Annotated in this window: 12 protein-coding genes; 10 read left to right on the forward strand and 2 right to left on the reverse strand. The window is 62.2% G+C overall.

Annotated features, from left to right (window positions below; genetic code table 11):
• Window positions 1-56 precede the first annotated feature (56 nt).
• On the forward strand, window positions 57-1895 hold the full coding sequence (locus tag P3T20_RS17490) for an FAD-binding oxidoreductase (RefSeq protein WP_074265231.1): 1839 nt from the start codon (window positions 57-59) through the stop codon (window positions 1893-1895).
• Between the two features lie 44 nt (window positions 1896-1939).
• Here the strand turns inward: P3T20_RS17490 and P3T20_RS17495 are convergent, their stop codons facing one another.
• Window positions 1940-2200, reverse strand: coding sequence for a hypothetical protein (locus P3T20_RS17495; protein WP_074265230.1), 261 nt, complete (start codon window positions 2198-2200; stop codon window positions 1940-1942).
• A 312-nt stretch (window positions 2201-2512) separates the two neighbouring features.
• Here P3T20_RS17495 and P3T20_RS17500 point away from each other — a divergent pair, with 312 nt between their 5' ends.
• Window positions 2513-3751: a serine hydrolase domain-containing protein gene (locus P3T20_RS17500; protein ID WP_074265229.1), complete on the forward strand. Its 1239-nt coding sequence runs from the start codon at window positions 2513-2515 to the stop codon at window positions 3749-3751.
• A 26-nt stretch (window positions 3752-3777) separates the two neighbouring features.
• Here P3T20_RS17500 and P3T20_RS17505 read toward each other — a convergent pair whose 3' ends face one another.
• Window positions 3778-4653, reverse strand: a complete 876-nt coding sequence (locus P3T20_RS17505; protein WP_074265228.1) for a LysR family transcriptional regulator — start codon at window positions 4651-4653, stop codon at window positions 3778-3780.
• 151 nt (window positions 4654-4804) lie between these two features.
• Between P3T20_RS17505 and P3T20_RS17510 the strand changes: the two genes are divergently transcribed.
• The 8 genes from P3T20_RS17510 to P3T20_RS17545 all read left to right on the forward strand — a co-directional run bounded on the left by P3T20_RS17510 (window position 4805) and on the right by P3T20_RS17545 (window position 19182).
• On the forward strand, window positions 4805-5836 hold the full coding sequence (locus P3T20_RS17510) for an NAD(P)H-quinone oxidoreductase (RefSeq protein ID WP_074265227.1): 1032 nt from the start codon (window positions 4805-4807) through the stop codon (window positions 5834-5836).
• Between the two features lie 204 nt (window positions 5837-6040).
• Window positions 6041-6541 (forward strand): DoxX family protein, encoded by a 501-nt coding sequence (locus P3T20_RS17515; protein ID WP_083611443.1) that lies wholly within the window; start codon window positions 6041-6043, stop codon window positions 6539-6541.
• A gap of 119 nt (window positions 6542-6660) precedes the next feature.
• The gene (locus tag P3T20_RS17520; RefSeq protein WP_074265226.1) at window positions 6661-7587 is read left to right on the forward strand and encodes a LysR family transcriptional regulator; all 927 of its coding nucleotides are present in this window, start codon (window positions 6661-6663) and stop codon (window positions 7585-7587) included.
• Window positions 7588-7706: 119 nt separating this feature from the next.
• Window positions 7707-8474 (forward strand): SDR family NAD(P)-dependent oxidoreductase, encoded by a 768-nt coding sequence (locus P3T20_RS17525; protein ID WP_074265225.1) that lies wholly within the window; start codon window positions 7707-7709, stop codon window positions 8472-8474.
• 180 nt (window positions 8475-8654) lie between these two features.
• Window positions 8655-8795 carry a hypothetical protein gene (locus P3T20_RS17530; protein ID WP_429287469.1) on the forward strand — a complete coding sequence of 47 codons (141 nt, stop codon included), beginning with the start codon at window positions 8655-8657 and terminating at the stop codon, window positions 8793-8795.
• Between the two features lie 339 nt (window positions 8796-9134).
• The gene (locus P3T20_RS17535; protein ID WP_278500092.1) at window positions 9135-9263 is read left to right on the forward strand and encodes a hypothetical protein; all 129 of its coding nucleotides are present in this window, start codon (window positions 9135-9137) and stop codon (window positions 9261-9263) included.
• A complete protein-coding gene (locus P3T20_RS17540; RefSeq protein ID WP_074265223.1) occupies window positions 9260-17866 on the forward strand; it encodes a GH36-type glycosyl hydrolase domain-containing protein in 8607 nt (2868 codons plus the stop codon). The genes P3T20_RS17535 and P3T20_RS17540 overlap by 4 nt, the downstream gene beginning before the upstream one ends.
• Window positions 17863-19182, forward strand: a complete 1320-nt coding sequence (locus tag P3T20_RS17545) for an aspartyl protease family protein (RefSeq protein WP_429287470.1) — start codon at window positions 17863-17865, stop codon at window positions 19180-19182. The genes P3T20_RS17540 and P3T20_RS17545 overlap by 4 nt, the downstream gene beginning before the upstream one ends.
• Window positions 19183-19327 lie beyond the last annotated feature (145 nt).

The following is a 19327-nucleotide window of genomic DNA, read 5'->3' on the forward strand; positions in this document are numbered from 1 at the left end:
CGAAAATTGCGGCTATTCCTCACCATTCCGAATCACCCTATCGTGGAGGAGAGACGATGCGTGGATTCAGTCGAAGGGACCTGTTGAAGATCGCGGCAAGCGCCGCTGCCACCGCGGCCGTTCCCGCACTGACGGCATGCGCGACCAACGCCGGAGCCGCTGGGGATAGAGCGATGCGGCGCCGCCGCCCGTCGGATGCGGACTGGCCGACGGAGAGCGATTGGGCCGCGCTCAATGATCGAGTCGGCGGCCGGCTGAGCCGGTTGTCCGCGCCGCTCTCGGTATGCCAGCAGGCGCCCGACGGTACGACTTGCCAGGGACTGCTTCACGAACTGAAGAACCCGTACTACCTCGGCGATGAACCGGCGCTGACGCAGACATCGGGCTGGGTAGACGCGTGGATGTCGACGCCGAGCGCCTATGCGGTCGCGGCCAGCGATTCGCGGGACATTTCCGAAGCGATCAGTTTCGCTCGCGAGCGCAACCTGCGGCTGGTGATCAAAGGCGGTGGACACAGCTATCAGGGAACATCCAATTCGCCCGACTCGCTGTTGATCTGGACGCGGCACATGCGTGCAATCGAAGTGCATGACGGATTTACCCCTCAAGGCGGAGAGGGCCGGCAAGCAGCTCGGCCAGCAGTCACCGTGGGAGCAGGGGCCATCTGGATGCACGTCTACGACGCGGTGACCACACGCGGTGGCCGATACGTTCAAGGGGGCGGCTGTGCGACGGTCGGCGTCGCCGGACTTGTCCTGGGCGGTGGTTTTGGAAGTTTCTCGAAACGCTACGGGAACGCCGCCGGATCGCTGCTGCAGGCGGAAGTGGTGACGGCCGACGGCGCCGTCCGCGTCGTCAACGCTTATCGGGAACCGGACCTGTTCTGGGCGCTGAAAGGCGGGGGCGGCGGAAGCTTTGCGGCTGTGGCGAGTGTGACGCTCGAAACCCATCCGTTGCCCGAGTACTTCGGCGTGATCTTTGCAAACATCAACACGCACTCGCCGGAGGCGTTCCGGCAACTGATTGCGAGGTTCGTTGCTTTCTACGCAGAGAATCTCCTGAACGAGCATTGGGGCGAAACGGTGTCGCTACGCGCCGATGGCACTTTGCGAATCTCCATGATGTTTCAGGGGTTGAGCCGCGATCAGGCGGCGGCCATGTGGCAGCCATTCTTCGACTGGGTATCCAGCGCCGCCTCGGGATGTTCATTGGCATCCCCGCCGCAGATCCTCGCCGCGCCGGCACAGCGGCTATGGGATCCCGCCTACATCATGCAGCACGTGCCCGGCGCGATGATGACCGACGACAGGCCCGGTGCCACCGCCGGCGATGTGTTCTGGTCTGCGAATCAGGGCGAGGCGGGACAGTTTATCTATGGCTACGAATCCGCGTGGCTGCCGGTATCGTTGCTGACACAGTCCGCGCAAGCCCAACTCGTGGATATGCTGTTCGAAATCACCCGTCACTGGTCGATCGGTTTGCACTTCAACAAGGGACTTGGCGGCGGATCTCCTGAGGCACGTCAGCGGACATCGGAGACGGCGATGAACCCGGCCGTGCTCGACGCCTTTGCGCTCGCGATTATTGCGGGCGAAGCCGCTCCCGCGTTCAGGGGCATGCCTGGGGATGGCCCCGATCTCGCACGGGCCCGGCAGGCCTCGGTGAGGATCCGTGAGGCGGCAGACGTGCTACGGCGCGCGGTGCCGAATGCAGGTGCCTACATTTCGGAAAGCAGCTTTTTTCAATCCGACTGGCAACATGCGTACTGGGGAACGCATTACGACCGGCTCCGCGAGGTGAAGCACCGATACGATCCCGATGGCCTGTTCTTCATTCACCAAGGCGTGAATTCCGACGCGTGGAGCGCGGACGGCTTCACGCGGCTGGCGACGTGAACATCAGCGTGGCCGTGCAGCTGCCGCGCGAGTAACCCACAACATCAGTGACGGACGTAAATCGAATTCAGGCCTACGTCAGCGGCGGGATTGAATCCAGCATCGGAAAGCGTGCTTGCGTGCGAGCCAGCAGGATCGCTCAACGTGCTGGTGCGGTCCTGCACTGCCGCGGAATCCGGACCGGCAGCCTCGTACGCGACCATCTCAACCTGGGTTTCATCGACCTGCATGACCGATTGCGCGAACGCCGCTGTGGGCAAGACGAATATAGCGGCAAGCAGTGCGGAACGAAAAAGTGTGTTCATGGCAATTCTCCTGAGAGTTATCGAGCTTCGTTGCGGGTTCGGTGACGTGACCCATGAAAGCGATGGTAGGCAGGGAGAATTAGGTCAAAATGAGCGCGGCGCGCCGCTATGTTTTGGCCAGGAGCTTTTTCCATGAAGCCCCTCATCTTGACGACATAGCCGTGCCTGGCAGTTCGCAATATCTGGGAATTTTTTCAGGGCGGTTTGCCGACGGAAACTGGCGCCATCCACCGTTTAACGGGAGCGTAGGAGATGACTCTCGTCATCTTCTGTCTAAACGTCGCAACCGTTAAACGAGAAAGGGACTGGACAATGCTACAAGGCGTCAAGGTAACCATAGGCTGCATTCTGGCGTTGTCGTGTGCAGTGGCTCAGTCGGACGCGGTGTTCTCCGACACCGGATATGCCGCTGACGCTTACGGTGCCGCAGACCACTATCCCGTACCCGCACCGAGGCAGGCGAGAACACAAAGGCAGTTTGTCGGCTACTACAGTCACTTTGACGAAGTTCATCCAGCTGATCCGATTGCCAGGGCCGGTGCTCCGTCGACACTCAAAACCTCCGCACACGAACTCACCCTGAACTATCCGTACGGAGGTCAGTACCGCAACGTTAACGATTACCTCGATCGCAACCCGGTGACCGGCCTGCTGATCGCGCGCGACGACACCATTCTTTACGAGCACTATCGCTACGCCCGTACGGACGCCGACCGGTTCATGTCGCAGTCTATGGCGAAGACTATCGTCGGAATGCTGATTGGTATCGCCATATCGGAAGGCGCGATTCACTCGATTGACGATCTCGCGGATGCCTATGTGCCGGAGTTGGCTAACAATGCTTATGGGCAAACTTCAATTCGCGATTTGCTGCATATGTCTTCCGGTGTCCATTTCTTTGAAGACAGCAATCCCGGCGACGATCGCGACAAGCTAGGTCATGACCTTTTGAGCACGCACGGCGTAGGGGCAATCGAAGCCGTCAAGCGCTTCGACAAACGCGAGCGCGCACCTGGTACGCATTTCAGCTACGCAAGTATCGAAACGGAAGTGCTGGGCCTGGTTTTGAGCCACGCAACGCATATGTCCGTGGCTCAGTACGCGAGTGAGCGCATCTGGAAGAAGATGGGCATGGAGTCGGATGCGTCATGGGGGCGCGATCCAACCGGACAGGACATTACCTACTGCTGCGTAAGCGCGACGCTGCGCGATTGGGCGCGACTGGGTCTGATGCTGGCGCACGACGGCGCGTGGAACGGCAAGCAGATCGTCCCGCGCGACTGGCTTTTACAGGCAACGACGGTCGAGTCATCGTCGAGCTTTCTCGCGCCGGGAATAGCCAATCCGATCTTCGGCTATGGATATCAGGTTTGGATACTTCCGGGTGAGCGGCGCATGTTCGCATTACAAGGCATGGATGGCCAACGAATCATTGTCGATCCGCGTTCGAAACTCGTACTTGTGCAAACGGCGGTATGGACCAGCGATCACGATCCAGGCATGCGGGAAATCTACGCCTTGTGGTACTCGCTCGTCGCGCAATATGGATGAGTGCGGGCCACACCGTCGACCTGGTGTTAGTTCGCGCGATCTTCGAACACGGAAACAATACCGTCAATCATTGCCGCAATGCGCGCGGTATGCCGAAGGTCCTGATGCGTGACGAGCCAGATTTCATAGACGGCCCCACGTGCGGGTTCAGGCCATATCTGCACGAGGCCGTCGTGTTCAGCCAGATGTATCGGAAGCTCACCGATGCCGATGCCGGCCTTTACCGCGGTACGCAGCATGAGGCTGGAATTGAAGGTCGATACGATGCGCCCCGCGTGTATCGGTTCGCCGGCAAGCGTTGGCGATCGATTACCGGTCCAGTTGCCCTGATAGACGACGAGATCGTGGCCCGCAAATGCAGAGCCAAGGACGGGCTTGCCGTGCTGCTCGAGATAAGCATTCGATGCAAAGAGCGCCATGGGCCAGCGAGCCAGGCGCCGCGCGACAAGATCGGGATTGTCCGGCCGCACTGAGCGGACTGCGATATCCGCTTCACGCTTTGCCAGATTCAGCATGCGCGTCGACGTGTCCAGCAGGACGCGCACTTCGGGATGTGCAGCATGCAGGCGTTCGATGGCGGGCAGCAAAAATTCGAGCGCGATCGAGTCGGTACTGGTGACCCTGACGTCCCCCGCAAGCCGTGTGTCTGTGCCTTGAGTTCGTCTGATGAGTTCGTTTGCGGAGTGTTCCATTTTCTCCGCTGATTTCAGCGCAGCCTCGCCTGCGGCGGTCAACGCGTAACCCTCGGAAGTGCGCAGAAAGAGCGTGGCACGCAGGGCGTGCTCCAGTGCCGCAATCCGTCTGCCGACCGTCGCCTGATCGAGATTGAGTGTCCTGGCTGCGCCACGGAGCGTTTTTTCGCGCTCCACCGCGAGAAACACTCGCGCGTCATCCCAGTTCATCGTGCCGCCCTCCTGATGCAAATTTGCATCTATCGACGTGAATAATGCTGCACATACGCAGCAATGTCGAGACCTATACTGAGCGCAAGAGTTTCTCGTTCAATGATCCTCCCGGATCAATCGAGCCTCATCTATAGAAGGAGTGGTATCCATGTCTGCCTCAACTTATCGTGTGCCGTCGTCCATGACGGCCATTGAGATCAAACAGCCCGGCGGTCCCGAAGTCCTCGTGCCGACTACGCGTCCGGTGCCGATGCCGGACGCCGGTCAGGTTCTGATCCGTATCCACGCAGCGGCGGTGAACGGCCCGGACGTCTTCCAGCGCAAAGGGCTGTATGATCCGCCCGCTGGGGCTTCGGACATTCCGGGGCTGGAAGTGGCCGGTCAAGTGGTTGCCGTCGGCTCCAACGTGTCCCGATTCCAGATCGGCGAACTCGTGTGTGCATTGATTCCTGGCGGCGGCTACGCGGAATATGCAGTCGCGCACGCCGACAACGTGATGCATATCCCTAAAGGCCTGACGTTGGTGGAAGCGGGGGCCATGCCCGAAACGTTCATGACGGTATGGCTGAACCTGTTCCAGCGCGGCAAGCTGGTTGCCGGCGAATCGGTGTTGATCCATGGCGGCGCGTCGGGCATCGGTACCACGGCGACCATGCTGGCGAAGGCATTCGGCGCTGCGAAAATCATCACGACAGTGGGCTCGCAAGCGCATCGGGAGGCCAGCCTGGCGCTAGGCGCAGACCTCGCGATCAATTACCGCGAGGAAGATTTCGTCGCCGAAGCGAAGCGGCTTACCGATGGAAAAGGCGTCGACGTGATCCTCGATATCATCGCAGGCGACTACGTGGCCAGAAACTATGAAGCCGCAGCCATGGACGGACGGATTCTGCAGGTGGGCGTGATCAAGGGGCCGGCAAAGGATCTCGACGTCTTGCCGATGTTGACGAAACGACTGACGCATATGGGATCGACACTGCGATCGCGCTCATCCGGGGACAAGGCGGCTATCGTCAAGGAACTGGAGCGGGAGGTCTGGCCGCACATTGAGAGCGGCAAGGTCAAGCCGGTTGTCTACAAGACCTTTGCGCTTGCCGACGCTCGCGGCGCTCATGAGTTGATCGATTCAGGCGCACACTTTGGAAAGATTGTCCTGACGACGGGCGCGGATCTTATTGGCTGAAGCCTGGCTTGCCGCATGCCATGTCTGAGGTGTCATCAGTAGACGGTAGCCACAGCAGACGCGACCGCGCGCCAGGAAAAAAATAGTCAGCCGCGCTGTAACCGCGCGTCCTTCTCCAACGAACTACAAAGAGAGCGCGGCGATGCAGTCCCTGGCTGCGTTGCCCGCTGTTCTTTGCTAACGTCCGTCCGGAGACCCTTGCGCATGAACACTGCACGACACCTGCTTCGTTTCACCGATCCCGCCCAGCTGACCCACCGCTGGGGTCTCGCGCGATGGACCCCGTTGCCACTACGGCTGATCACCGGTTACGGATTCATGGAACACGGCTACGCAAAAATCGTCAAGAACCCGGATGTGTTTGCCGGGATTTTGCATACGCTCGGCGTGCCGGCACCTCACTTCATGGCGTGGGCGACCATTCTCACTGAACTGGTCGGCGGCCTTGCGGTCATGGTCGGCGCATTCGTGCCGCTCGTCAGTCTGCCAATGATCGCGGTGCTGATGGTGGCGACACTGACCGTGCATCTTCAGTACGGGTTTTCGTCGATCAAGCTGCTGGCCGTCACGTCAGCCGGTGCGCAGTTCGGGCCGCCTGGCTACGAGACCGATCTGCTTTATCTCGCGTGTCTTGCCGCTCTGGTGCTGGGCGGATCGGGACCGTTCGCCGTCGATGGCTGGCTTGCCCGTCGCGGGCGGAAATAGGGGAGGGTGATGGCAAGCGAGGGGCGAACGGAGCAAGCATCTCGCAGCGGAAGACAGCGGGTACCGATGCTCGGTAGACTGTGCTCTTTTCTTGCAACAGTTTCCACGAGGGGCACTGCATGGACCGCATGACGGCGATGGAAACGTTCGTGACCGTGGTGGACGCGGGTTCATTTTCTGCCGCCGCTCGCCGGCTCAAGTTGGGCCAGCCGGCAGTCTCGAAGGCCATTGCGCAACTGGAAGAGCACCTCGGCGCGCGGCTTCTGCTGCGTTCGACACGAGGCCTGGCGCCGACCGATGCAGGGCAGCGATTCTACGAGCACGCTCGCCGTGCGATCGATGAAGCGGATCAGGCCGAACAGGTCGTGCGCGAATCGTCGGACGGTCTATCGGGGCGCTTGCGGATCAGTGCGGCCGTCACGTTCGCGCGACTGCATGTTCTGCCCGCGCTCAAGACCTTCCTCGACCAGCATCCGAAACTGAGTATCGACATCGTCCTCGACGACCGTTCTATCGATCTGCTCGAGCACGGCGTCGACGTGGCGCTCCGTATGGGAGCGCTCGACGATTCGACAATGACCGCGAAACGCCTCCTGCGAGGAAGGCGACTGGTGGTCGGGACGCCGCGCTACTTCGCGGAGGCCGGTACTCCCACGACACCGGCAGACCTGAGCCGGCACCAGGCGATTGTCTATTCGTTGCGCGGCGGCGGCGAGTCCTGGTCATTCCGCGGCAACGACGGTACCGAAGTCTCTGTCGCTGTGTCGGGGCGGGTCAGCGTGAGTGCCGCCGAGGGCATGCGCACGGCGGTGCTGGGGCACATGGGTCTCGCGGTCGCATCGGAATGGATGTTCTCCCCTGAGCTCGCCGACGGCACCGTGCAAGCCGTTCTCACCGAATGGACTTTACCGACCATCGACGTCTGGGCCGTCTTCCCGTCCGGCCGCATGGCGACAACGAAAGCGCGCGCCTTCGTCGCGTTCGTCGAGCACCTGCTGGGTGAGAACGGCGGCATAGAGACCCAGAAGGGCGTTCAGCGGCGATAACACCTATTCCTCGCAGATGACTACCCTGCCTCGCGACGGTGGCGGACGATACGCATCAACCAATGCATGAACGTGTTGGCACATATGCAGATCGTTCAAAACTCACTGTCGAGGTAATCATGACTCAAGCTCTGAAAGGCAAACTGGCACTCGTGACTGGCGCTTCCCGTGGCATCGGCGCTGCCATCGCAACGCGTCTTGCGCGCGATGGCGCATCGGTCATCGTCCACTACGCGTCGAGCTCGGCGCGTGCGGAGGCCGTGGTCCAGGCGATTCGCGACGCAGGCGGCGAGGCGGAAGCAGTCGGCGCCAATCTGGCGAAGCCCGAGGGTGTCACGGCATTGATCGACTCGCTGAACGGCGTCTTCGGCGGCCGCTTCGAAGGCCGGCTCGACATCCTCGTCAATAATGCAGGTACCGTCGAATACGGACCGTTCCTCGACTCGTCAGAAACGTCGTATGACACGCATTTCAATCTGAATGTGCGCGCGCCGATCGAACTGGCGAAGGACGCTGCGCAGCGCATGATCAAGACCGGCTGGGGCCGCATTGTCAACGTGGGTTCGGCTTTCGGCGAGGCAGCGCCGCTGCCGGGCGTGACCCTTTATATCGCCTCGAAATTTGCCATTCGAGGCTTCACGCGTGGTCTTTCGCGTGAACTCGGGAAGTATGGCGTGACCGTCAATGCGGTTCAGCCCGGTCCGATCGACACCGAATTGGCTCCGCAACCCGGAACGGAAGACCACGCAACGATGACTAAGCTCGCGAGCGTGGGTCGCTTCGGCAAGCCCGAAGAAATTGCCGCGGCAGTCTCGTATCTGGCAAGTCCTGAAGCAGGCTACACCACCGGTGAAAGTCTGACGGTCGATGGCGGATGGATTGCCTGAGTAAGCCGGTAAAGCGCTTCCGCGAGCACGCTGTCAGCTAGTGATTCACTGGCGTTAGCGCGTGCGAGTGCGAAGCGCTTGCGGGTCTAAAAAAATATAAATCGCGACAGAGTGACCAGAAGCGCCCAAACTGCGCGACATGGCTGTCGCGTTCGCGACCGGCAAATCAGGAGAAGCACGATGACAAAGAGCACAACGCGTGGCAATCGCGAGGCCAAAAAGCCGAAGCAAGCCAAAAAGGTGGTCGCTCCTGCAGTTGGCGTGTCCTCGACGACTGCGCCGAAGACCGCTTCGGCCAGCGCACCGGCAAGAAAGAAATAACAGGCCCACCGGGACACGGATCCGTGTCCGTCTCCACACTTTCTCCGGGTGTTCAGCCGGAAAGCGCTTCGACAGGGGTGTGCAGATGCGCCTGTCCCTCATTCATACCGCACCGCGGTTCGCTCAAAGCTCATCCGACGCTTTAGTCCGTCGCTAAAACGGTAGCCACCGGTTGGCGCATGGGCGCGTGACGGCCGAGCGCACACAGAAACTGTGTGCCTGCTGTCTCATCCTGACGGTTCCTCGCGCGTCCACCCGCACCCGTGAATCAAGCCACACCCTGGAGGCTTGCATGCACGCGACGCGCGCGGCGCGACCTCCCCGAAGGAAGATCCGATCATGTCCCATCTCGAAGAACTGTCCGGCGCTACAACGATGCCGAACGATGCGCTCGCCGCCAGCGTGCCTCGCCACCGCAATTCGTTCGCTCCAGCGAACTCACCGACGTTGCAGGAAGTTCGCCTATGAACACGATCCTTCGATATGTGACGAGGCATCGTTTGCCGTCGCCGCCTTGGACTGACATTGCACCGGTACGCGAAGAGCTGTTCGGCGTCGAGCGGCTCGAGCAACACGCCGAGAGCCTGGCCGCCGCGCAAGCCATCACGAAGACACCGCCCGCGGTTTTATCGTTGCACACGCGACTGAACGACAACGCCGACGTCCTGCTCGCAGCCTACCGTGCGAGTGCCGAAGAACTGGAGAGCGGCCGGGGCGTGGTGCCCGCCGCGGAATGGCTGCTCGACAACTATCACCTCGTAGAGGAACAGATCCGCGAGATCCGCGACGACCTTCCGCCTGGTTACTACCGTCAGTTGCCCAAGCTCGCCGCGGGTCCGTTCGCAGGCTATCCACGCGTGTTTGGTCTCGCATGGGCGTTCGTTGCCCATACCGACAGTCACTTCGACCCGCAGATCCTGCGGCGTTTTATCAGCGCGTATCAACGGGTTCAACCGCTGACGATCGGCGAATTGTGGGCCGTGGCGATCACGCTGCGCATCGTGCTGATCGAGAACCTGCGGCGCCTGACTGACCAGATCACCGCAGGCCGTAGCGCCCGCGCCGACGCCGACGCGCTCACCGAGCGTCTGCTCGAATCGGGCGGCGCCCGTTCGGCGCTCGAAGCGGACATCGCCTCTCGTTCCGCAGGCCTGTTGTCGGAGCTGTTCGCCGCGCAACTCGCCAAACGGCTGCGTGACCAGGATCCGCGCACCATGCCGGCATTGGGCTGGCTGGAAGAGCGGCTCAAGCTTCAGGGCGCCTCCATCGAGGAGGTCGTGCAGCACGCACAGCAGCGCCAGGGCGCATCGAACGTCACCGTGCGCAATGTGATCACGAGCATGCGGCTGATTTCCGACATCGACTGGGCGGAACTGTTCGAGGAAGTGAGTCTCGTCGACGCCCATTTGCGCGCCGGCAGCCACTTTGCCTCGATGGATTTTCCGACGCGCAATCTGTATCGCAGCGCAATCGAGCAACTGGCGCGCGGCTCGTCGTTTACCGAACTCGAGGTCGCGGGGCTGGCGCTGGAATCGGCGCAGACGGCGGCACTGGAAGCAGGAGACATCGCGCAGGCGGAACGCGCAGGCGACCCCGGCTATCACCTGATCGCCGAAGGCCGGCAAGCACTGGAGCAGGCGATTGGCTTTCGTCCGCCGCCGCGTCTGCGCATCACCCGGTTCAACGTCCGGCTCGGCATGGGCGGCTATGTCGGCACCATCCTGACGGTCGCCACGACGTTGCTGGCGCTGGTGTTGTGGGCAATGTGGATACTCGCGCCGAGCGGTCTCGAACCTTGGGTGTTCGTACTCTTCGCCGCGTGCGGATTTCTGCCCGTCACCGAGATCGCGACTGCGCTTGTCAATCGCGCAGTGACATGGAGTTTCGGCGCAATCGTATTGCCGGGTCTCGAACTGACGGGTGGCGTGCCGTCGTCGTTGCGCACGCTGGTTGCCGTCCCGACGCTCCTGACGAGCGAGGCCGATCTGCGCGAACAGATCGAACGTCTCGAGGTGCATCATCTCGCGGGCGCCGGTGGTGACCTGTCCTTCGCGTTGCTCGCGGACGGGCTCGATGCGGACCAGGAAGTGCTGGAGGGCGATGCGCATTTGCTCGCCGTGGCCGCCGACGCCATCGAAGCGCTGAACTCCCGTTACGAGCCAGGCCCCGGTGGCAGCCGTTTCCTGCTGCTGCATCGCCGTCGCCTGTTCGATCCGAGCGAAAACAAATGGATGGGTTGGGAACGCAAACGCGGCAAGCTGCACGAACTCAATCGACTGCTGCGCGGCGCGGCGGATACGAGCTTCATGCCGATCGCCGGCCGTGCGCCGCAGGTGCCGCCCGATGTGCGCTACGTCATCACGCTCGACGCCGATACGCGTTTGCCACGCGACGCCGCGCTGCGGCTGATCGGCAAGATGGCGCACCCGCTGAACCGCCCCACCTTCAGCGAGGCCGAGCAACGCGTCGTCAACGGCTACGCGATTTTGCAGCCGCGTGTCACGCCGTCGCTGCCGGTCGGCCAGGAAGGGTCGCTGCATCAGCGCGTCTTCTCCGGACCCGGCGGGATGGACCCGTATGCGGCGGCCGTGTCCGATGTCTATCAGGACCTGTTCGGCGAAGGCTCGTACACCGGCAAGGGTATCTATGACGTCGATGCCTTCGAAGCCGCTTTACATGGACGAGTGCCGGAAAACACGCTGCTCAGTCACGATCTGTTCGAAGGGGTTTTCGCGCGCGCCGGACTCGCCTCGGATGTCGAAGTGGTCGAGGAGGTGCCGTCGCGTTACGACGTGATCGGCAAGCGCCAGCATCGCTGGACGCGTGGCGACTGGCAATTGCTGCCGTGGATCGTCGGCCATCGCGGCCCGGACCGGCACGCGATGCCATCGATCGGCCGCTTCAAGATGCTCGACAATTTGCGCCGTTCGTTACTCGACCCCTTGATGGTCGCCGCGTTCGCCCTATGCTGGCTGATGCCGGCCCATGCCGCAATCGCAGGCGCGCTGCTGATGTTAGGCGCATTTGCGATGCCCGCTTTCCTGCCGACTTTGTTCGCGGTAGTGCCGCGCCGGACCGGGATCCGTTTGCGCAATCATCTGGAGGTGCTGGCCGCTGATGTGCGGCTCGCTGCCTTGCAAACATTTCTCTCCGTTGCGTTTCTCGCGGATCACGCCTGGCGCATGGGCGATGCGATCGTCCGGACGCTGCTGCGGCTGTTCGTGACGCATCGCCGGCTGCTCGAATGGACGACCGCTGCGCAATCGAAGGGCAGTCCGCGTCTCGATCTGCGTGGCTTTTACCGGCAGATGACAGGCGGTGTCGCGCTCGGCCTCGTGTTGCCGGCGGGTGCGATTGTGTATGCGCCGTCGCACTGGCCACTCGCACTGCCGTTTGCGCTGTTGTGGCTCGCCGCGCCGGCGCTAGCGCTATGGTCGAGCCGATCGCCAACAGTCGCACGGCGCTTCGCGATGGCGGAACTGGACGCGCGCAGCCTTCGTCTCATCGCGCGCCGCACGTGGCGCTTCTTCGAGACCTTCGTGACACCGGCAGAAAACATGCTGCCGCCCGACAACTTCCAGGAAGATCCGGTGCCGGTCGTCGCACACCGCACTTCGCCGACCAACCTGGGGCTCTATCTGCTGTCGGCGATTGCCGCGCGCGATTTCGGCTGGGCGGCGACGACGCAAACCGTCGAGCGCATCGAAGCAACGTTCGCCTCGATGCACAAGCTCGCCCGTTTCAAGGGGCATTTCTATAACTGGTACGGGACGCTCGATCTGCAGGTTCTGGCGCCGGCGTATGTATCGTCGGTCGATAGCGGCAATCTGGCCGGTCATCTGATCGTTCTCGCCAATGCATGCGAAGAGTGGCAGCACGATCTGCTCGCGCCGGCTGCACGGTCCGGCATGGTGGACAACCTGCAGCTTGCACGCGCAGCCATCGACGCTTTGCCTGCCGCAGGCGGTGAACGTGGCAAGCAGTTGGTAACAATCTTCGAAGAGATCCGCACGCAGTTGCACGGCGCGCAAACGCTCGACGCACTGTCGCCGTTGCTCATGCGCTTGACGGAAAAGGCCGGCAAGGCCACGCGCGAACTGGTACCGGCGGGCGGCGACGACAGCTGCGCCGACCTGATGTTCTGGGTCGACGCTCTGAGCAAAAGTCTCGTCGAGCACGCTCGCGACCGGCAACAACTTGCCGAGGCGCCCGGTCTTCTGAAGGCCCGTTTGAAGGAACTCGCCGATACGTCGCGAGCGCTGGCGCTCGACATGGACTTCGCGTTCCTGCTCGATCCGGAACGCAAGCTGCTATCGATCGGCTATTCGCAGTCCGATAACAGCCTCGACCAGAACTGCTACGACCTGCTCGCGTCCGAAGCGCGTCTCGCAAGCCTGTTCGCCATCGCCAAAGGCGACGTGACGACGCGCCACTGGTTCCGCCTCGGCCGCGCTGCGACACCCGTCGGCAATGGCTCGGCGCTGATTTCGTGGTCAGGCTCGATGTTCGAATACCTGATGCCCTCGCTGGTGATGCGTGCGCCGGTCGGCAGTCTGCTCGAGCAGACGAACCGTCTGGTGGTGGAACGGCAAGCGTCGTATGGACGTTCGCTGGGTATTCCGTGGGGCATTTCGGAATCGGCGTACAACGCGCGCGACATCGAATTCACCTATCAGTACTCGAATTTCGGTGTACCTGGCCTCGGTCTGAAGCGCGGGCTTTCGGAGAATCGCGTGATTGCGCCCTATGCAACGGGACTGGCCACAATGGTCGACCCGCAGGCCGCGCTAGAGAACTATGCACAACTCGCCGGGCTGGGCGCGCTGGGTCGCTATGGCTACTACGAAGCGCTCGACTTCACGCGCTCGCGCTTGCCGGACAACGCGGACGTGGCAATCGTGCGCAACTTCATGGCGCATCATCAGGGCATGACCATCGTGTCGATTGCGAACACGTTGCTCGACGCGCAGATGCGTGCGCGTTTCCATCGCGAGCCCATGATTCAGGCGAGCGAACTGCTGTTGCAGGAACGCATGCCACGCAACGTTGCGGTTGGGCATCCCCGTGCGGAAGAAGTGAATACGTCGGCAGCGGTCGCCGGCGCCGCCCCGTCGACGGTACGGCGCCTCGCAGCGTCAGCTGTGGCCGGTGCTGCACCGGTGACGCATCTGCTGTCGAATGGGCACTACGCGGTCATGCTGACGGCAACCGGCGCCGGTTACAGCCGTTGGCGTGATCTCGCCATCACGCGTTGGCGCGAAGACGCGACGCGCGACGACTGGGGTTCGTTCATCTTCCTGCGCGATACGCACAGCGGCCACGTGTGGTCGGCCGGTGCGCAGCCGGTGGGCAGCGAAGCCGAGTACGAAGAGGTTGTGTTCGGCGAGGACCATGCGGAGTTCATTCGTCGTGACGGTTCGTTGACCACGACGATGGACGTGCTGGTTTCCGGCGAGGCGGATGGCGAAGTACGCCGCGTCTCGTTGGCAAACAGCGGACGTCGCGCGCGCGAGATCGAGCTGACGTCGTACGCCGAAATCGTGCTCGCGACGCCTGCCTCCGACAACGCCCACCCGGCCTTCTCGCGGATGTTCGTGCAGACCGAGCACCTCGCCGAATTCGGCGCGCTGCTGGCTACGCGCCGTCCACGGTCGCACGATGAAAAGCAGGTGTGGGCAGCGCATTTCGCGGTGGTCGACGGTGAGATTGTCGCCGATCCGCAATACGAATCGGACCGCGCACGTTTTCTCGGACGCGGCAATAACGCAGGCACTGCAGCGGCGATCTTCGACGATCAGCCGTTGACCAACACTGCCGGCACCGTACTCGATCCGGTCTTTGCACTCAGGTATCGCGTGCTGGTGCCGCCGGGCAAGGTTGCACGCGCGACGTTCTGGACGGTGGTAGCCGAGTCGCGGGCGCTGTTGCTGGATCTGGTCGACAAACACCATGACCGTAACGCGTTCGATCGCGCCAAAACGCTTGCGTGGACGCAGGCTCAGGTGCAGTTGCGCCACCTGGCAGTCGAAGCCGAAGAGGCCGCGAATTTTCAGCGCCTGGCCGCGCCCGTGATTTACGCCGATGCCCGCTTCAGGGCGCCGTCGGACACGATCATTCGCGGGGCCGACGTGCAGTCGGGACTCTGGCCGCACGCGATTTCCGGCGATCTGCCGATCGTGCTGCTGCGCATCGACGACGTCGAAGACATTGCGCAGGTCCGGCAGTTATTGAGGGCGCACGAGTATTGGCGGATGAAGCGGCTCGCCGTCGATCTCGTCATCATCAACGAACGGGCGTCGTCGTATATCCAGGAGTTGCAGGGCGCGATCGAAACGGCCGTGCGTAGCAGCCAATTGCGGCCGCGCTACGGCGAAGAACTCGCGCAAGGGGCCGTCTTTACGCTACGCGCCGATTTGATGAGCGTGGAGGCGCGTGCGTTGCTGCAATCGGTTGCGAGAGTCGCATTGATCGCCCGGCGCGGTTTGATCGCCGAGCAACTCGCGCGCTTGCCGCAGTCGCGTGGCCAGGCGTCGGCGTTGCGCCAGCAGAGGCCGTCGATGTCGTCGCCATGGCCTGCAGCGCCTCATCCGCCGCGCATAGTTTCTTCGGCTGCGTCGAGGCTCGAGTTTTTCAACGGCCTGGGTGGTTTCGATAAAGACGGCCGGGAATACGTCACCGTTCTCGTGGCAGGCGCGACGACGCCTGCGCCGTGGATCAACGTGATTGCGAACCCCGGCTTTGGCTTTCAGGTCGCGGCAGAAGGCAGCGGCTACACGTGGGCTGAAAACAGCCGAGAGAATCAGCTTACGCCATGGTCGAACGATCCGGTCGAGGATCCGGCGGGTGAGGCGATCTATGTGCGCGACGAAGCCACTGGCGAGGTGTGGGGCGCAACCGCACAGCCGATCCGCGACGGCGGGACCTATGTCGCGCGTCATGGGCATGGCTATAGCCGCTTCGAACACGAGGCGAATGGCATCGCGCTCGACTTGCTGCAATACGTGCCGCTCGCCGATCCGCTGAAGATTTCCCGGCTGACGGTGCGCAATCTGTCCGCGAGGCCGCGACGTCTGTCCGTGACGGCGTGGAACGAATGGGTGCTCGGCACCTCGCGCGGCGCATCCGGTCCCTTCATCGTGACGGAGATCGACTCTGCGACCGGCGCGATGCTGGCGCGTAATCCTTGGAGCATGGGGTTCGCGGGACGCGTCGCGTTCGCCGATCTCGGCGGCCGGCAGACCGCATGGACGGCGGATCGTACCGAATTTCTCGGCCGTAATGGCCGCAGCGCAGCACCCGCCGCGCTGAGCGGCAATGCACGGCTCTCCGGCGCGACGGGGGCAGGCCTCGATCCCTGCGCGGCGTTGCAGGACGTGATTGAGTTGAGCGTCGGCGAGATCGTCGAAGTGGTGTCGTTCGTCGGACAATGCGCTTCCGTCGAAGAAGCGCGCGCGTTGATCGAACGCTATCGCAAGGCCGATCTTGACGCCGTTCTCGCCGAGGTGACGAACCACTGGCACAAGGTGCTCGGCACCGTCCAGGTGAAGACCCCGGACCGCGCGATGGACCTGATGTTGAACGGCTGGCTGCTGTATCAAACGCTCGCGTGCCGTATCTGGGCGCGCTCGGCGTTCTATCAGGCGAGCGGCGCTTATGGGTTCCGCGACCAGTTACAGGACGGCATGGCGTTGACGCATGTGCAGCCGGACGAGACGCGCCGGCATTTGCTGCGTGCTGCGGCGCGACAGTTTGTCGACGGCGATTTTCAGCATTGGTGGTTGCCGCAAACGGGGCAGGGCGTGCGCACGAGGATTTCCGATGACCGCGTGTGGCTCGCGTTCGCGACGGCAAACTATGTCGGCTGCGCTGGCGACGTCGCGATTCTCAATGAGACTGTACCGTTCCTCGACGGACCGCTGCTGCGACCCGGCGAGCACGATGCGTTCTTTCAACCGATGATCGCAGATGAATCCGCATCGTTATTCGAGCACTGCGCGCGCGGTCTCGATCAGTGCATCGAACTGACCGGCGAGCATGGCTTGCCGCTGATCGGCACGGGCGACTGGAACGACGGCATGAACCGCGTCGGCGCCGGTGGCAAGGGAGAAAGCGTTTGGCTCGGCTGGCTGCTCTTGCGGACCGTTGAACTGTTTGCACCGCTGGCTGAATCGCGCGATCCGGTTTCGGTGGCGCGTGCTGCACGCTGGCGCGCTCATGCGGCCTCGTTGCGAGAATCGCTGGAACGTGACGCATGGGATGGCCAATGGTATCGCCGCGCGACGTTCGACGACGGCACATGGCTTGGCTCGAGCGAAAGTGACGAATGCCAGATCGATTCGATCGCGCAGTCATGGGCGGTATTGTCCGGCGCGGCAGACCCAGCGCGCGCAACGCTTGCGATGGCCTCGCTGGAGAAGCACCTGATCCGTCGCGACGACGCGCTTGCGTTGCTGTTCACGCCTCCGTTCGATAAAACGTCGCACGATCCGGGCTATATCAAGGGCTACCCGCCGGGGCTGCGCGAAAACGGCGGCCAGTATAGTCACGCGGCGATGTGGGTGATTCTCGCATCGACGAAACTGCGTGATGGCAACAAGGCGGCCGCGTTGTTCTCACTGCTCAATCCGGTCAATCATGCGCGCACACCGATGGAAGTCGAGCGTTACAAGGTCGAGCCTTATGTCGTTGCCGCCGATGTCTATTCCGTGGCGCCGCATGCCGGGCGTGGCGGCTGGACGTGGTACACGGGATCGGCGGGGTGGATGTACCGGGCGGGTATCGAGGGCATTCTTGGGATTCGCCGCGAGGGGAATTTTCTGGTGATCGATCCTTGCATTCCGGACACATGGCCGGGGTTTGAAGCAACGGTGTCGATGCATTCGACGCGCTATGAGATTCGCGTCGAGTCCGCTGACGAGCCCGGTGTGACGCGTGCGATGCTCGACGGTGCGAGCGTTGAATGTGGCGGTGGACAGGTGCGTGTGCCGCTCGATGCAGGTTCACATCACCTCGTGATTTCGCTCTGCTTCGGCGTAAGTGAAGACGTGCAGTCGGGCGTCCAGATCGCGTGACGGATCACGCATCGCTCTTCGAAAGTAAAGCGGCAGCTAGTTCGACGAACGGCAACGATGCATTTTTCTGTCTGGTCGACTACAGTTGGCATTCGCTACGATCAGGGGAGAAAAACATGCGTCTCGCACGAAGGGGCTTTCTGGCGCTACTTTGGCTGTGCGGTACTGTGACCGGTTCCGCATCGGCCTCCGATGCTCCGCAATCCCAGGTATTCCCGCTTTCGATCGTCGACAATCGCCCCTTCATTGCCGTGCAGGTCGATGGCAAAGGCCCGTTCTCTTTCATCGTGGATACGGGCTCGTCCAGCTCGACCGTCAGTACCGCACTGGCGGCAAAGCTGAAGCTTGCGCCCACGAGCGCCGGCACCGGAACGGGCGCCGGCGAGCAGCAACTGTCTTTCAAGATCGTTCACCTTAACGATCTGAGCGTGGGTCCATTCTCGGTCGGCGCTCTGGATATCCCGGCAATGGACACGAGCCAGCTCAATCGTGTCATCGGATTTCAGCATTTCGACGGCGTGCTCGGGACGGAGATATTCCGGAAGTATGTTTTAACGTTAGATGCCCCCCGAGAGCAGGTGACCATCCAGGATGAGGATCGATTCAGGCCGGCGGCGGACGCGATACCGATCCCCTTTTCGCTGGACGAGAACGACATGCCCGTTGTGACAGCGTCGGTGGCAGGAATAACCGGGATGTTTCAGATCGATACGGGTGACCGGTTCAGCCTGACGCTGTTCGGCGCCTTCTGGCGCGCCTATCGATTGGACGGGCAAATGGGGACTACCGTCGAGGCGATGACCGGCTACGGCGGCGGAGGCCCGATCCGCGGCATCGTGGGGCGGCCGACGCGCTTTTCGATCGGCGATCTTGCCGTGCCGGCACCTGTTACGCGTTTGTCGCTTCAGAAGGCAGGTGCTTTCACCCGGGGTGATCGGGCAGGGAGCATCGGCATGGGAATCCTGAAGCGATTTACGGTCTCTTTCGATTACGGCCATCATGTGATGTGGCTCTCGAAGAGCACCGGCTTCGACGCTCCTGAGCCCTATGACCGGAGCGGCATGTGGTTAGGACTATCCGGACAGCGAGGGCTTCGCGTCATCGACGTGACGTCGAATGGACCGGCGGCACAGGCCGGCATCCACGCCGGTGACATCGTTATCAAAGTTGGCGCGCTTCCCGCTGAGGCGAGCACCTTGTTCAGGATACGAGCGCTGCTTCAGGAGCCGGGCAACGCGAGCGTTCCCATCCTCGTGAACCGGACGAGCGGCGATCAACGAGTGCATCTGGTACTTCAGGATCTGATCTCGCCGTAGCAACTGACAGCTGACAAAACCCCTCGATCAGAATTCGGGCAAACGCCCGCGCGGTGGCGGCTGCACTGCAGCAACCCTGCTTTTTTGGCAAAGGAGGCGTCGGAATCTATCACTTGTTACCCCGTTTTTGAATCCATACGATCGG

The organism is Paraburkholderia sp. GAS206C (assembly GCF_050435645.1).
In the GTDB taxonomy this organism is placed as follows: Bacteria; Pseudomonadota; Gammaproteobacteria; order Burkholderiales; family Burkholderiaceae; genus Paraburkholderia; species Paraburkholderia phenazinium_B.